13 protein-coding genes are annotated in these 14221 nt (G+C 52.1%); 9 read left to right on the top strand and 4 right to left on the bottom strand.

Annotation, left to right across the window (positions count from 1 at the left end):
- Window positions 1-29 precede the first annotated feature (29 nt).
- The 5 genes from RHI63_RS12835 to RHI63_RS12815 are packed head-to-tail and all read left to right on the top strand — an operon-like array spanning window position 30 to window position 7075.
- The gene (locus RHI63_RS12835) at window positions 30-392 is read left to right on the top strand and encodes a PleD family two-component system response regulator (protein WP_206200491.1); all 363 of its coding nucleotides are present in this window, start codon (window positions 30-32) and stop codon (window positions 390-392) included.
- 2 nt (window positions 393-394) lie between these two features.
- Window positions 395-937 (top strand): chemotaxis protein CheW, encoded by a 543-nt coding sequence (locus RHI63_RS12830; protein WP_206200490.1) that lies wholly within the window; start codon window positions 395-397, stop codon window positions 935-937.
- 33 nt (window positions 938-970) lie between these two features.
- A complete protein-coding gene (locus tag RHI63_RS12825; protein ID WP_310821665.1) occupies window positions 971-3793 on the top strand; it encodes a methyl-accepting chemotaxis protein in 2823 nt (940 codons plus the stop codon).
- A 2-nt stretch (window positions 3794-3795) separates the two neighbouring features.
- Window positions 3796-6585, top strand: coding sequence for a hybrid sensor histidine kinase/response regulator (locus RHI63_RS12820; RefSeq protein ID WP_310821664.1), 2790 nt, complete (start codon window positions 3796-3798; stop codon window positions 6583-6585).
- Entirely contained in the window at window positions 6578-7075 is a 498-nt protein-coding gene (locus tag RHI63_RS12815; RefSeq protein WP_206200487.1) for a chemotaxis protein CheW, read from the top strand. Before RHI63_RS12820 ends, RHI63_RS12815 begins: the two co-directional genes overlap by 8 nt.
- A 193-nt stretch (window positions 7076-7268) precedes the next feature.
- Here RHI63_RS12815 and RHI63_RS12810 read toward each other — a convergent pair whose 3' ends face one another.
- The 3 genes from RHI63_RS12810 to RHI63_RS12800 all read right to left on the bottom strand — a co-directional run bounded on the left by RHI63_RS12810 (window position 7269) and on the right by RHI63_RS12800 (window position 10041).
- Window positions 7269-8051 (bottom strand): hypothetical protein, encoded by a 783-nt coding sequence (locus tag RHI63_RS12810; protein WP_206200486.1) that lies wholly within the window; start codon window positions 8049-8051, stop codon window positions 7269-7271.
- A 3-nt stretch (window positions 8052-8054) separates the two neighbouring features.
- Window positions 8055-9401: an AAA family ATPase gene (locus RHI63_RS12805; RefSeq protein WP_206200485.1), complete on the bottom strand. Its 1347-nt coding sequence runs from the start codon at window positions 9399-9401 to the stop codon at window positions 8055-8057.
- Between the two features lie 133 nt (window positions 9402-9534).
- Window positions 9535-10041: an SMI1/KNR4 family protein gene (locus tag RHI63_RS12800; RefSeq protein WP_310821662.1), complete on the bottom strand. Its 507-nt coding sequence runs from the start codon at window positions 10039-10041 to the stop codon at window positions 9535-9537.
- Window positions 10042-10068: 27 nt separating this feature from the next.
- Between RHI63_RS12800 and RHI63_RS12795 the strand changes: the two genes are divergently transcribed.
- From RHI63_RS12795 to RHI63_RS12780, 4 genes are all read left to right on the top strand, one after another.
- Entirely contained in the window at window positions 10069-10707 is a 639-nt protein-coding gene (locus RHI63_RS12795; RefSeq protein ID WP_225901593.1) for an HD domain-containing protein, read from the top strand.
- 94 nt (window positions 10708-10801) lie between these two features.
- Entirely contained in the window at window positions 10802-11005 is a 204-nt protein-coding gene (locus RHI63_RS12790; RefSeq protein WP_149821311.1) for a DUF751 family protein, read from the top strand.
- Window positions 11006-11014: 9 nt separating this feature from the next.
- Complete coding sequence (locus RHI63_RS12785) at window positions 11015-11617, top strand: DUF3038 domain-containing protein (RefSeq protein WP_149821313.1); 603 nt, start codon at window positions 11015-11017, stop codon at window positions 11615-11617.
- Window positions 11617-12756, top strand: a complete 1140-nt coding sequence (locus RHI63_RS12780) for a DUF4335 domain-containing protein (protein ID WP_310821660.1) — start codon at window positions 11617-11619, stop codon at window positions 12754-12756. Before RHI63_RS12785 ends, RHI63_RS12780 begins: the two co-directional genes overlap by 1 nt.
- 4 nt (window positions 12757-12760) lie before the next feature.
- On the opposite strand, the gene RHI63_RS12775 is transcribed toward RHI63_RS12780, so the two are convergent.
- Window positions 12761-14179 (bottom strand): protein kinase domain-containing protein, encoded by a 1419-nt coding sequence (locus RHI63_RS12775; RefSeq protein WP_206200482.1) that lies wholly within the window; start codon window positions 14177-14179, stop codon window positions 12761-12763.
- Window positions 14180-14221 lie beyond the last annotated feature (42 nt).

The raw sequence follows: 14221 nt of genomic DNA, 5'->3' as shown, positions 1-14221 counted from the left end.
ATTATTTGAATTGACATTTGGGAGATGACATGACGACGGTTTTAGTGGTGGAAGATACCCCCTCGGAAATGGCACTGATTACCTCGCTTCTTCAGGAATCGGGCTATACCGTCATTGCAGCCACCGACGCCAAGGAGGCTCTAGAAAAAGTCACGCAGTACAAGCCCGATGTGGTGGTGACGGATGTGGTGATGCCAGGGATGAGCGGCTTTGAACTTTGCCGCAGTCTCAAGAAAAATCCGGAAACAGAAAAGCTCCCCATTGTTGTCTGCACGTCGAAAAACCAAGAGCTAGACCGCCTTTGGGCAATGAAGCAGGGGGCAGATGCCTATGTCACGAAGCCCTTCAGCCGTGAGGATCTCCTGCGGGCACTGAAGTCGGTGGTGGTGTAGCGATGCTTGGGGCAGCACCTTGGTTGAATCATGGTGAAGGGCGGGGCGATTCCCCAAAGGGTACGCTACGCGATCGCCCCCAAGGGGCGCCCTATTTGCGTTTGGTTATCCACGACCAATTAACGGCATTGCTGCCGATGACTGAGATTCAGCAGGTGTTGGTGATCCCACCGCAACAGCTCACGGTGATTCCTAATATGGCCGCAGTGGTGATGGGACTGCTGAACTTTCGTAACCGCATTGTTTGGGTGCTGGATTTAGCCCACTTGCTCAACTTGGAGCCACTGGATGCGGATATTTCGGTGTTGACGATCGCGCTGCTGCACACCCCCAAGGGATACCTAGGATTGGCGCTCAAGGAGGTACGGGGGATCGTCCGTCTTGCTGAGGGAGCCATTCAATCGCCTGTGGGTACAGTGAGTGCGGCGCTGGTTCCCTACCTCAAAGGCTGTTGTCGCTTAGGAGAGGAGTTGTTCTTTATCCTTGATGGGGCAGCGATCGCCGAAAGGTCTTGCTCAAGTGTTCTTGCTGTTGATGTCGGATAGCCCTGCTGTTAATGCTGTTAGGATGTGCCAACAATGACCACTGCCAAACCCTCCCTTGATATTCCCCCTCTACCACCGTCGGTATTGAACTACCAACTCCCTCCCCTAGAGGAGAAAAAAGCAACCACCAACGGCAAATCCCCTGAACAACCCTTGCCGCCTCCTTCGCCACGGCGCAGGGGTTGGGGTCTTCGTCCAAAATTCATTACCCATGCTGTTGTCTTGGCTACACTGCCCATGGTGGGGGTGGGCTTCGTGGCCAATCAACTGGTACGGCAACAGTTCATAGAGCAGGTTATCTCACTCGAACAACAGGAGGTAGGGGATGCCGCAAGGGCGCTGAATGAGTATCTGCAAGACCGGCAAGGGGATGCACGGCTTATCAGTCTGTTCTTAAACAGGCACTATACTGCAGAACTTCAGCAGCGGAATCGCCGCAAGCTGGAAGGGGTTTTGAATGAGTTTGTTGAGAACTCTGCTCGTTTCGACAGTGCCGCCATCATTGCCAACGATGGCCAAGGGACTGTCATTGCCCAATCTGCAGCAGGCAACCAGCTAGCCAACAACATTCTCCAAAATCACGAGTACTTTAAGCTGGCAATCCAAACTCGGGGCTTGGTTTTAACGCTTGAGCCTACGCTGTCGCTGCCTGCCCCTAGCCGTCCTTTCGGGCTGTTTCTGGCAATGCCCCTGATCAATCCCCAAAACCAGCAAATCACGGCAGTGCTGCGGTTACGGGTACCCAAAAGTAGCCTTAAAGAGGCCTTGCGAGACTATCAGCATAACCAATATGAAAATTTTTACCTGATAGGGTCGCAGGGAAAAATCGTGGCTGCCTCTATCCCAGAGTTGCAGCGCCGACCCTTGGCGGAAGTCTTTCCCCAACTCAGTCAACAGTGGGAAACCAACCTCGCAGTGGGCACGCTGGTTGAACAACGCCGCTCTGATGGCAAGTTTCAGTTTGCTAGCTACGCCCGTGCTAACCACCCGTTTACCGCGGTTGTCCTAGATACGGATCGCGATTATGCGCTCAGACCGCTGCGAAACCTCACTTGGACCCTCCTGTTAGGGGTGGGGGTCACGGCCATTGTGGTGGCAGCAATTGCCATCTATGCCAGCGATCGCGAGATTCAACCCCTGCTGCGAGCCACCAAGGCGGTGACGAAAATTGGTGAAGGGGATCTCCAAACCCGTCTGCCTGTGGAGGGGGATGATGAACTGGCAACCCTCAACCGCACGATTAACCAGATGGCTGAACGGCTAGAACAGTCCCTCACTGAAGCCCAACAGGCGGCTCAGCGGGCACAACAATTGCGCGATAGTATTTTCCATTTAACCCAGCAGAGCGATCGCCAGCAAATTCTCGATAATCTGGTCAATGAGGGGCGCCATCTTTTGGAGTGCGATCGCGTGATCTTCTATGAATTTGATGAGAACTATGTCGGCAAAGTCGTTGCCGAGTCTGTAGCCGTCGGCTGGCCCCAAGCCCTCGAACAGGTGATTGACGATCCCTGCTTCCGTCAAAATTGGGTTGATGCCTACACCAAAGGACGCGTGCAAGCCACAGCAGACATTCTCAATGCGGGTCTGACAGACTGCCACCTCAAACAACTTGCTCCGTTGAAGGTGCGAGCCAACTTAGTCGTTCCCGTGTTGGTGGAGAAAAAATTGGCGGCGCTTTTAATTGCCCACCAGTGCAGTGAGCCGCGTCAGTGGCAGCAGCCCGAAATTGATGCTTTCCTCCAGTTGGCCAACCAAGCCGGACTGGTGCTTGAGCGCAGCAAATTTCTGGAGCAGACCACCGCTGCCCAAAAAGAGGCCGAACGCCTTGCCCAAGAGCAACAGCAGCGTACGGAACGCATTCAAATGCAGTTGATTAACCTGCTCACCGAAGTCGAGGCAGCCTCCCAAGGGGATCTGACGGTACGGGCCGACATCACCGCCGATGAAATTGGTACCGTTGCTGACATCTTCAACTCCCTCATTGAGAGTCTGCGGGATGTGGTGGTGCAAGTGAAAGCCACCACGGAAAAAGTGAACACCGCCCTCTTGGCGGATGAGACAGCCATGACTGAGCTGGCGGAAGAATCGCTGCGGCAAGCCAAGAAAGTGAAGCGGATGCTAGATGCCGTTAAAGCCATGTCCAGCTCGATTGAATCCGTGGCCAATAGTGCCAACGAGGCGGCAGCAGTGGCGCGCAAAGCCTCAGAGCGAGCGGTCATCAGTGGTGAAACGATGGATGCCACCGTTGATAGCATTCTCTACCTGCGGGAAACCGTGGCCGAAACCGCCAAAAAGGTGAAACGCTTGGGCGAATCCTCGCAACAGATTTCCAAGGTGATTTCGCTGATTAACCAGATTGCCCTACAAACCAACCTCTTGGCCATCAATGCCAGTATTGAGGCGGCTCGTGCCGGTGAAGAAGGCCGCGGCTTTGCTGTGGTTGCCGAAGAGGTGGGTGAACTGGCGGCGCGATCGGCAGCGGCAACTCGCGAAATTGAGCACATCGTAGAAACAATTCAGCAGGAAACCCATGAGGTGGTGAGTGCCATGGAAACAGGTACCGCTCAGGTGGTTGAAGGCACCCGCCTTGTGGAGGTAACCAAGCAGAATCTCCAAGAAATTGTGCAGGTGTCGCAGCACATTGACGAGTTGGTGCAGTCCATTTCCCAAGCTACTGTCTCCCAAGCCCGCACCGCCAATACGGTGAACACGTTGATGCGCGATTTTGCCAAGGTCTCAGAGGGGATGTCGGCCACATCCAAAGAGATTTCTGAGTCGCTGCAAGCCACCGTGGACATGGCCCAAGAACTCCAAAACTCCGTCAACATCTTTAAGGTGACTGCTGAGGGATAACCATGCCCGAACCCGGCGTTGAGGAAACGATTCGTCTCCAGTTCCTCGAGGAGGCTCAGGACTACCTGCAAACGATTGAAGCAGGGATACTGGAACTCTCCCACCAGCCGGGGATGATTGATGCTGTACTGCGGGCGGCTCACTCCATTAAAGGGGGGGCAGCGATGATGGGCTTTATGTCCCTCAGTGAACTGGCGCATCGCCTTGAGGATTTCTTCAAGGTCTTGAAATCGCGCCCCTGCGACGATGTCGAGGTGCAACACCTCCTGCTCAAAGCAGTGGATCAACTGCAAGCAGTTATTACCCTCCATCGCCAAGGCGTGAACCCCAATGAGGGCTGGTGGCGCACCCAAGTCGAGCCACTTTTGAATGAGTTGCACGGACGCTTGGGCGATCCCACGGCGGAGGATGATTTGACGCTCCTCAGTGGCGATGATGGCCAGCAGATGCGGGTGGTTCTCTTTGAAACCGAGGTGGAAGCCTGCCTACAACGCTTGGAAACTGTTCTGGACACCCCCGGCCAACCCTGCCTCAGAGAGGAGCTGGCGATCGCCGCCCAAGAACTGGAAGGCCTCGGACAAATGCTCGAACTGCCTCAATTTGCTGAGTTTTGTGCCTCCGTCAGTGCCTATCTGGAGCAACCCAACTGTGATGTCAGCGCAGCGGCTGCCCACATTGTGCAGCAATGGCGACGCTGTCAAGCCCTTGTGATCACTGGTCAACTTGACGCTCTGCCCACGCGCTTGGAAATCCCGGAAACCGCTGACGAAGAAGAGGACGAGGATCAAACCATTATTGATTTACCGCTGGCCAACCTCAATCAAGAATTAGGGGTCGAGGACTTTGCCAGTGCTGAAGTGGAGACCTTCTCCTTAGGTGATTTATTGTCCCCCCCACCCACCCCTACAGCAGCCCCTTCCCCTGCGCCAGAGGCTGAGACCACCCCAGTAACTCCCCAGCCCCAAGAACCCAAGGAAATGACCGTGCGGGTGCCGGGGCATCAGTTGGATCAACTGAGTGATCTGATCGGGGAATTGCTCATTGAGTGTAATGGTCTGGATTTACAACGGGAACGCCTCCATGATCTGCTAGTGGGTCTCAAGCAAAAAGTGCGTGCCCTTGAGCGTGCCAACTTTCGTCTGCGCACAGAGTATGACCGTGTCAGTGCCCCCCATCACTTTAATCCCCAAAATCAGCATGGCTTCGATGTTCTCGAGTTCGATCGCTATACCGATGTGCATCTGCTCTCCCAAGAGGTGATGGAAACCATTGTCCAAGTGCAGGAAATCACCAGCGATTTGGAATTGAGCCTAGAGGACACCGAACGCACTGGCCGTGATCTCAACCGCACCGCCAAGCAACTTCAAGCTCGGTTTACCCAAGTGCGGATGCGCCCCTTTGCGGATCTGGCCAACCGCTATCCTCGCCTAATCCGCGAATTGAGTCGCGAGCATGGTAAAAATGTCAACTTAGAGATTGAGGGCAGCCACGTTCTCATTGACCGCACGGTGTTGAGTGTGTTGGCGGATCCCCTCTTGCACCTTGTCCGCAATGCCTTTGATCACGGAATAGAACCCGCAGAGGAACGCCAAGCCCTTGGTAAGCCCACAGCGGGAACCATTACCCTAAAGGCGGCCTATCGCGGCAACCAAACCGTTATTACTGTGGCGGATGATGGCCGAGGCCTAAATCCAGAGAAAATTCGGCAAACGGCACGGCGATTGGGCTTAGCCCGCGACTGGTTGGAAACCGCGAGCGATCGCGACCTTTGGCAACTGATTTTTGAGCCGGGCTTTTCAACGGCCTCACAGGTGACCAGCCTCTCCGGGCGCGGTGTTGGCATGGATGTAGTGCGCACCAATCTGCGGCAAATTCGTGGGGACATCCAGATCCACAGTACCCCCGGCCAAGGCACGCGATTTATAATTACAATTCCCTACACCCTCTCAGTGGTACGGGTGCTCTTGGTGGAGGCCACTGGCATGCTCTTGGCGGTACCCACCGAAGAAATCGAGGAAATGGTGCTGGGCGATCGCTACCCGCCCATCGAAACCCTTGGCTCAACCCTAATTGACTGGGAAGGCTATCTCATTCCTGTAATTGACCTCACCCAGATTTTCCACTTTCAGCGCCCCTATCGTCCCGTGGAAATGGAGGGCGCACCGGCGATTAACGAACCAACCCTGATGATTGTCAGTCAAGGGGATAGTGCCCTTGCCCTGCGGGTCGATCGCTATTGGAGCGAGCAGGAAGTCACCATTCGCCAAGTCGAAGGCGAATTAGCCCTGCCCAAGGGTTTTAGTGGCTGCACAATTTTAGGGAATGGCCGCATTGTCCCCCTACTCGATCCCCTTGCCCTCTTTAATTGGGCAGAACAAGAGAGTTCTCATGCCCCTGTGGCTAGCCCCGTTGCCCCTAGCCAAGACACCGTCCTTGTGGTTGATGATTCAGTAAACGTGCGGCGTTTTCTCGCCAGTACCCTCGAAAAAGCCGGCTATCGGGTTGAGCAGGCCAAAGATGGTCAGGAAGCCATTGATAAACTCCAAGGGGGGCTACACGTCAACGCTGTTATCTGCGACATTGAAATGCCCCGCCTCGATGGCTTTGGCGTCCTCACTCAAATTCGCCGCATTCCCCAGTGCCAAAACACCCCCGTCATGATGCTCACCTCCCGCACGGGTCAAAAACATCGCCAGCTTGCAGAACGTCTAGGGGCAGCTGCCTACTTTAGCAAACCCTTCCGCGAAAGTGACCTCTTGGCCACCCTTGATCAGTTGATCCGCCATGCTTAAAAGCCGCCGTCGCCGCCAAAGCCAACCCGTTGTTTTAGAGCAGTTCCTGACCTTTATCGTGCGTCAAGAGCAGTTTGCCGTGCCCATGGCACAGGCCTATCGGGTCATTCCTTTACCACCTATTCATGGCGATCCCCACCAGCGGGGGATTGGCCTTGTCACCTATGAAAATCACGAAATTCTAGTCATTGATATTGGCCGCTGTCTCTTTGATGATCCCCTCTCAACCTCAGAAACCCAGAAGCTAAAATTTTTGCTCATTCTCCAGCCCCGCTTAGCAGGGGAATGGCTTGGCCTGCCCCTCATAGAACCCCCCGTGATTGAGCGCATTCCACGGGATGCCATTCATCCTATTCCCAGTAACTATCTCCACTGGGGGAGTATTCACAACGTCAGTTCCCTCATGGTCAGTAGTCAAGAAGATCAGGAGCTACCCCCGATCTTTATCGTTGATATTGAGCAGGTTCTGCACACCCTAAAAACGCGATAACCTGCCTGCATTTCTAGATGGAGGCGCACCAGCCATGAGTACGCTGTATGAAACCGACTTTTATAGCTATTCCAATAGAGAATGAGATATCATCCAGCACAATACTTGCGAATCACTTCATCAATCGAACAGTTTGACCCTGCATGCCTCCGCGGGTTATCCAATAACTACAAGGGCTGTATTGCAGAAAGCTCTACCCAAATGAGATGCTAACTTCATCCCAACGGCCTGATAGTGCGATTGCCTTCAGTTCATCAATAGACTTAAATTTTCTACCCTGTTTAATTTCTTGAATAATTTTTTCAGCTTCTTTAAGCTCTAACCTCGGAACACTCTTGGCAAGATTCTTAGCGCTTTTATAGGAGTTGATGCGCACAGATTTTTGTTTTTGTGGATTGGGATTAGTCTTTGTCTCTTTAGAGATATCCTGCTGCAATTCACTAAATTTTCTTTTCAGATCATCCAATTCTTGGAAAATTTTTTCTAGAAAATTTACAATAGCCTTATTTTGGTCATTTAAGCTCTTCTGTAACTCAGAAAATAATTTCATAGCTAATTGGGAATCTTGATCAACTAAGTTACTTCTCTCTGATTTTTGTGAATAAGAGCCATCATCTTTAGAATTTATTTGCAAGATAGATTTGCATCTTTCTTGGAAGGTTAGAACTTCTTCATCTTCAAGCTCAATTCTTGATGCCCATAATTGATGGATACCCAATTCACGGGCAAATTCAACTATCTCCTTGCCGAAGACCACTTCATACGCTGTCTCACCTTCTGGTGTAGTGACTGGACGAATAATGAGGGGGATGAGGTTGGTTTTATATTTGTCTAAGTCTTCACGGATCAGTTGTGGTGAAGCAGAGAATAAGTCTTTGGGATAGGTCTCTGGGATTGTCAGATAATCAATATGAATCTGACCCTGATGTGTCTGATGTAAGCCGAGGTGCTTTGAGATGCGATTGGAGTGACTCATACTCTATGATGCCTGAGTAAAAAGATAGCGAGCTAAATTTTCAAATGAAGTCGTTAAATCATCAATCGATTCTTTACCTGATCGATCTAATTCTTCATAAAATTTTCTACTAAATATCGGTTGCTGAGACTCTGTGGCTCGCAACATCACAACTCGGTGTGCAATCCATGTTGATTCGGGTAGAATTTGCACGGTCTGTCTTCCATTGGCTGCTTTTTCAAGAATAGTCGACAACTTCTCTTTCATCTCATAGTTAGCTGCCGATGTTGTACGATTATACATACTCACAGCGATTCCAAGGGGTCGAGGCGGAGTTTCCATGGCATCCCTCATGGCCTCAAGGCGGGCTAGAACGTACTCTATTGCCCGTATAGGGTAGGGAGCAAATTGCGTCGGTATGAGTACCCCATCAGATGCCATCAAAGCAATGGCATTGACTTTACCAAAGGCGGGTGGTGGATCAATCAGCACAATGTCATAGCCATGATTTTTGAGTTTTCGTTGTAATACCCGATCAATATCAATCGTGCTGATGAGTGCGGGTTCCTTGTCAGCTAGGCGAATGTGGGCGGGAACAATGTCAAGGTGTAGGTTGCCCCAAGCTCTTTGATAGACCACATCTTCTAGGCCAACCTTTGGCTCTAGCAATAGGTCAGCAATATCCTTCTTGCCTTGCTCTTCTACATCTTTGAGGGGGTTAATGCCGACGCCAATGGTTAAGTTGGACTGTGGGTCAATATCAATCAAGAGAACTCGCTTACCCATCGTGGCAAAGGCAGCACCAAGATTGAGGGTTAGCGTTGTTTTGCCAACGCCCCCCTTGTGATTAAAGACGGTAATGATCATGGGTGACTCCTGAGAAGCAGTTGAGGAGATAGAAAAACTCTTTGCAAGTGCCTTTTCAAAATAATGATAGACTTTGAGCCTTTGCTGGGTTAAGGCAGTCACTAGAGCAGCGGCTGCAGAGCGGTGTAAAATTTTAGTCAGTTTCTGAATGGTTTGTTTATCGAGGATCCCTGAAGCACATGTCACCGGCTGAAGTGGTTCTCTAAGGGGATTTTGATACAAAAGGTGATATTCTCGGCCATTGGTGAGTAACCCAAAAACAGCCTGCGCTGCTTCCATGTAGTACCTCAATTGCTGGCCACCCGTCAGCCGGGACTGCACTGGGGTTTTCACCTCAATGATCAGATAGTTCAGGGGGCGATCGCCCGCCATCGGTAAGGTCACCAAAAAATCAGGGTAGCCCTTTCCAATTCGAGGTTTGGCTTGATACTCAGAAGACTGATAGCCCCACTGCTTGAGCAACGGTAGGATAATTTTCTGTTCCGTATTTGCTTCATTGCCCATGGGAAGCCGCTATGCAGGGAGCGCGCTCAGAGGCACATCTAACAAAATTATCCTTGACAACAATAAGCAATTCAATTTGTTAACAAATCTTTATAATATGATCTAAATATGACAAGTGCATGGTGATTCTCCCTTAAGCCAAGCGTGCCAGCCAGTCTGGCATTTCCCACTCCAGTATATTTTTGGGGGTTTGAAGCATGACTTCTTCATACTCTGGATTGAATTGATAGTCACCTGCGATCAACTGCTGAGCATCGTGACTGAGTAACTCTTCAAAGGAATTAGCAAGAACTTCATAGCTACAGTTTTCGTCACAAACCTCGATCATCTGCCCGATCGTCCCTGTGGGCGCGGGGTCAAGGTCAATGTATCGCAGAATGTCACCATTCATACAAGTAATTGGAATCCAGTGGGGATAATAAATCAACGGTTTCACCGCCCCTTTGATAAAAATAACTTGGGAAGCCACCCGACTCTTCCAAAAGGAAATGCTAAAGAAATCAGGGTCTTGGCAACTGCGGCCAATGTCTTGATCGAGTTCGTATTGCTGCCAAAGACACTCAAAACTCTGAAAACCGGTACAGAAGAGAATCGCATCCCCTTCATGTACGCCACATTTCAGAAAAGAGCTGTCGCACAATAGCAATAGATGCTTGAGGTGAAGCAGATGCCCTCTCTACGTTATCTCGATGCTTTGGAGTATGCCGCTGTTCTGCATCGTGAACAAACGCGCAAGGGATCAAATGTGCCCTATATTTCCCACTTAGTCGCAGTATCAATGATCGCCCTTGAGTATGGTGCCGATGAGGATGTGGCGATCGCCAGCTTGCTCCATGATGCTGTTGAAGATCAAGGGGGACTGCTGACCCTAGAGGCTATTCGTGAGCGTTATGGCGATCGCGTTGCTGCAATTGTCCGCGCCTGTTCTGATTCAGTGGCCAATACCCTAGAAGGAGATGCAAAATTGCCTTGGGCAACTCGCAAACTAGCCTATATCAAACACATCCAACAGGGCACCACTGCCGATCGCGACACTCAACTGGTCTCCGCCAGTGATAAATTGCACAACCTACTGTGCATTCTTAGAGACTATGGCAACATTGGTGGTGATGTTTGGGCACGTTTTCAGGCGGGTCGAGAGGGGGTTCTTTGGTACTACCGCGAGTTGATTGCTGCCTTTGAGGGTGCTCATCTTATTCCTCTAGGCCTGTTAGAGCAGTTGCAACACACCTACCAAGAACTGACCCGTGCCGTTGTGAGTCGGGAGGGCTTTGTGCTGCCGTCTAGTTATGTGCCTATGGTATAGGCCAAGGGTGGTGCTTCCCTAGAGTCTCCGCAGGAGTAGTATCATGAAAGCAATTTCAAGCCCACTGGCGTCACCAAGTTAGGAGCATCAATCAATGGATGGCTTTTGGGAAAATGTCCTGCGCTACCAACGGTATTTTGTTACGGTTCTATTGGGCGTAGTGTGGAATGTCGTTGAGCCATTGGTGCCTCTTTTGAAGCGTCCGCTGAGTGCGATCGCCCTTATTGGCCTCATGGTGGGACTCCTCACATTTGTGGCATTGACGTTACGCGCAATGTTGGGTTTAACCGCTGCATAAGGTGGCACGATGACCTCTTCCCTGCCCATCAAGGCACAAATTGACCTGATTTTGCTGAGTCTCGAAGCCTTGGCTCATGTGGGTTCGGCAGAGGTACTAGCATTGGCAGAAGCCATGGGGTTTGAGGCCTATTTGCCCGATCGCGTGGGGTTATGGCGACTGCGGCAATCAAGTCCTCTGCGGCGAGGTCGTAATGGGCGACGCAAATTGGATGTGGATGAAGCCCGTGCCTTGGCCTTGATCTGCACCCGCTTAGCGCAGCAACACCAGCAAACCATCCGCACCGCCATTGAACGCTGGCAACAGCAGACGAGTCAAGGTCGCCCGCCCCACTTAGAACCCATTCTCGGGGATTACATTGACCGCTTCACCAATTTGTATCAAGAGCGAATGGCCGACAACAGCAGCGATGGTCGTGAATTGGCACAACTGGCCTTAGATTTACTCGTGGATTTGCTCTTTTACAGTACGCCCCAAGGGGCACGTCGCCTTTGGATCACCCTGCTAGAACGCACTACTCCCGCGCCCCCCTCACTATCGTTGGTGGAACCTGAACCAATACCTGCACCAGCTCCTGAATTGCCCACCCTGTTTCCCCATTCCGATGTCTAATGAGTACCACCCTCAGCTACTCTCAACCCACCTGCCAATTGGATGTTGCTGCTGAATTTTTGCCCTTCAGTCAGAAGCTGCGCCGTGCGCCGGTGCGATCGCTCCACTTTACACTGGCTGTCGGAGAAAAACTCTGCTTTGAGGGCAACGATCGCCAGCTCTATCAACTCAAAACCCTAGTCAACGAGTATATTGAGGCTTTCCTGAGTCATCACCAAACACCGACAGAAGTAACCGCAGAGGGCTTTGTCCTGCGATCGCGATCGCCCCTCGAACATGAACTCCATCTACCCGATGGGCAGGTAATTCTTCTGCAACTGACAGAACTATACGATTTGGTGACGGTTCTTGATGACTGGTCTGCCGTGATGGAGCCGTTGCCGGAACTGGTGGAGCGCGCCCAATCAATTGTTGCTCAAATCCCAATCTGGGCCAAAAGTGCAGCGGTGGCCGTGGGTGTGGTTGCTGCCTTCACCCTTGTTACCCAACGCTGGCTCATCCCCCCCGCTTCAATGGTCGTCACTTCCTCTGAGGCCACCCGTGAGGAACCTAACTTGCCTCCCCTAGCGATGCCATCCCCTTTGCCAGAATTGCCAGAACCTGCGGAAACCCCACAACTGGCTCCCCTACCTAGCCCGCCGCCAGCTGCCCCTGAAACATCTACCCTTGTGCCGCTGCCCTCACCGCCAGAAATGCCGCCCCCAGCGATCGTGCCACCCCCGCCCCCTGTTGCCCAAGAGGCACCTCCCCCGCAACCCCCTGATCAAAATAACGTGGTGGTGCAAGCTCCCGCTGGCCGCGCGCCCGCCAGTATTGAACCTGCCCCAATGATCACCCCTCCAGCCGAAACCACCCCCGTCCCTGCAACCACCCTGCGGGAGGTGAAAACCTATTTTCAAGACCGTTGGCGCCCACCGGCCAGTTTAGACACGAGTTTGGAATACCGCATTGTGCTCAACCCCGATGGCACCCTTGCTCAAGCGCTGCCCCTCAATGGTGCAGCCGTTCGCTTTATTGATCGCACCCCAATTCCTTTACAGCAAAGCCCTCTAGCGAGTCCCTTGGGGGGCGATCGCCCGATTTTACTGCGGTTAGTGTTGATGCCCTCTGGAAGCGTGCAAGTGTTTGGTGAAAATTGATGTTCTATGAGGCACTTGAAGAGACGACGGGGGTAATCGTCGCAATTTCCTGCAAGCGTTTCTTGACTTCGGCGGCGTTGGGATAGCGTTCCCGAAGATCAGGATGGGTCAAGCAGTTAATTAAATCCACCATCAGTGGATCCAAATGGGGAATGTCCTCGGCATAGAGACGATATTCACGGGTGCCCCAGCGGAAATAGGTTTCCGGTTCATAGCCCGTGAGCAAGTACACCATCGTTGCCCCCAAGGCAAATAGATCGGAAGCGGGTTCGGGTTTTCCCTCCTGCTGTTCTGGCGCCGAATAGCCCACTGTCCCAATAAATGTCCCTGAGTCAGAGGTTAAGACGGATGCTTTGCCCCAGCCCACAAGCACGAGTTCTGTTGTTTCCCGTTTAACGTAGGGATGAATGAGATTGGAGGGACGAATGTGTAAATGCAACACAGGGGGGTCTTGCTGGTGCAGCACCTCAAGCAATTCACACACAGGAATCAGCCAACGACTGACCTCAATCACGTTCATTGGCCCTTGATCCTGAATCCGCTGTTTTAGGGATTGGCCATAGATCATTTCTGAGACCAAGTAGGAATCGCTGCCGCACTGAAAGGCCTCCCAAAACTGGGGTAAGACCGGATGCTCGATTTTGCACAATTGGCGCGCTTGGCGCTGAAAGGCACGGATTTCGTTGCGTGACGCCGCAAGACTATGTCCCTTAATCACCGCCGTTAAGCCACTGCGCCAGCCCAAATAAATGTTGCTTTGACCAAGGGCACGAATAATCTGGTAGTTGCCGAGGGTTTTCCAGACGCGCAGAGGCACACCGCAGTCAATGCAAAAAACATCGTTCTCTTGGGCATGGTTGTGCTGGCAATCGGGGGGAGCACGCCACTCGCTGAGTAAATGAACCGGTAGTTGGCCTGTCACCGCAAACTCAGCCTCTTCCTCCGCTTGGGCGGTGGCACTGCTACTACTGGTGGTGGGGGTGCTTTCTTCAGCACGGGAGGTGGGTTCGGCGGCTGTACCGATGGCTTCTTCTTCCCCTGAATAGGTGCCCTTCTCAACATCCACCAAGCGACCTTCGGGCACCGTTTCCATGCGGGCATTGGGAGTGGCGGGACGCTGATCAGAACCGAGGCGAATTTGAATATTGGGTCCAGAGCGAGCCAAACGCAGGATGCCACCATCCATCAAGGTTGCCTGTTGAATACGTTTGCCATCCAAATAGGTGCCGTTGGTGCCAAGATTGACCACTTCCCATTGCAAGCCATTACGACGGAGTTCCACATGGTGACGCGACACCACCGCGCTATAGAGCACGACGTGATTATCGACTGCTCGGCCAATACGGATGACATTTTCATTCTCAAAGGTCCAGCTTTGGACTGGGGTGGCTTGAACGGGATGGAGTAATGTCAATGTAATCACGTTGTCTAACCGCCTCTTCGTACCTGAATACACTCTAAAGAA

The organism is Thermosynechococcus sp. GLH187 (assembly GCF_031583395.1).
Classification (GTDB): Bacteria; Cyanobacteriota; Cyanobacteriia; order Thermosynechococcales; family Thermosynechococcaceae; genus Thermosynechococcus.
Note: the sequence above shows the minus strand (reverse complement) of the source record. Positions and strands in the feature narration are given on the sequence as shown.

Coding starts and splice junctions, on each gene's coding strand:
- RHI63_RS12830 (WP_206200490.1), top strand. CDS start 395: ATGCTTGGGGCAGCACCTTGGTTGAATCATGGTGAAGGGCGGGGCGAT.
- RHI63_RS12835 (WP_206200491.1), top strand. CDS start 30: ATGACGACGGTTTTAGTGGTGGAAGATACCCCCTCGGAAATGGCACTG.
- RHI63_RS12795 (WP_225901593.1), top strand. CDS start 10,069: ATGCCCTCTCTACGTTATCTCGATGCTTTGGAGTATGCCGCTGTTCTG.
- RHI63_RS12780 (WP_310821660.1), top strand. CDS start 11,617: ATGAGTACCACCCTCAGCTACTCTCAACCCACCTGCCAATTGGATGTT.
- RHI63_RS12810 (WP_206200486.1), bottom strand. CDS start 8,051: ATGAGTCACTCCAATCGCATCTCAAAGCACCTCGGCTTACATCAGACA.
- RHI63_RS12790 (WP_149821311.1), top strand. CDS start 10,802: ATGGATGGCTTTTGGGAAAATGTCCTGCGCTACCAACGGTATTTTGTT.
- RHI63_RS12805 (WP_206200485.1), bottom strand. CDS start 9,401: ATGGGCAATGAAGCAAATACGGAACAGAAAATTATCCTACCGTTGCTC.
- RHI63_RS12815 (WP_206200487.1), top strand. CDS start 6,578: ATGCTTAAAAGCCGCCGTCGCCGCCAAAGCCAACCCGTTGTTTTAGAG.
- RHI63_RS12820 (WP_310821664.1), top strand. CDS start 3,796: ATGCCCGAACCCGGCGTTGAGGAAACGATTCGTCTCCAGTTCCTCGAG.
- RHI63_RS12785 (WP_149821313.1), top strand. CDS start 11,015: ATGACCTCTTCCCTGCCCATCAAGGCACAAATTGACCTGATTTTGCTG.
- RHI63_RS12825 (WP_310821665.1), top strand. CDS start 971: ATGACCACTGCCAAACCCTCCCTTGATATTCCCCCTCTACCACCGTCG.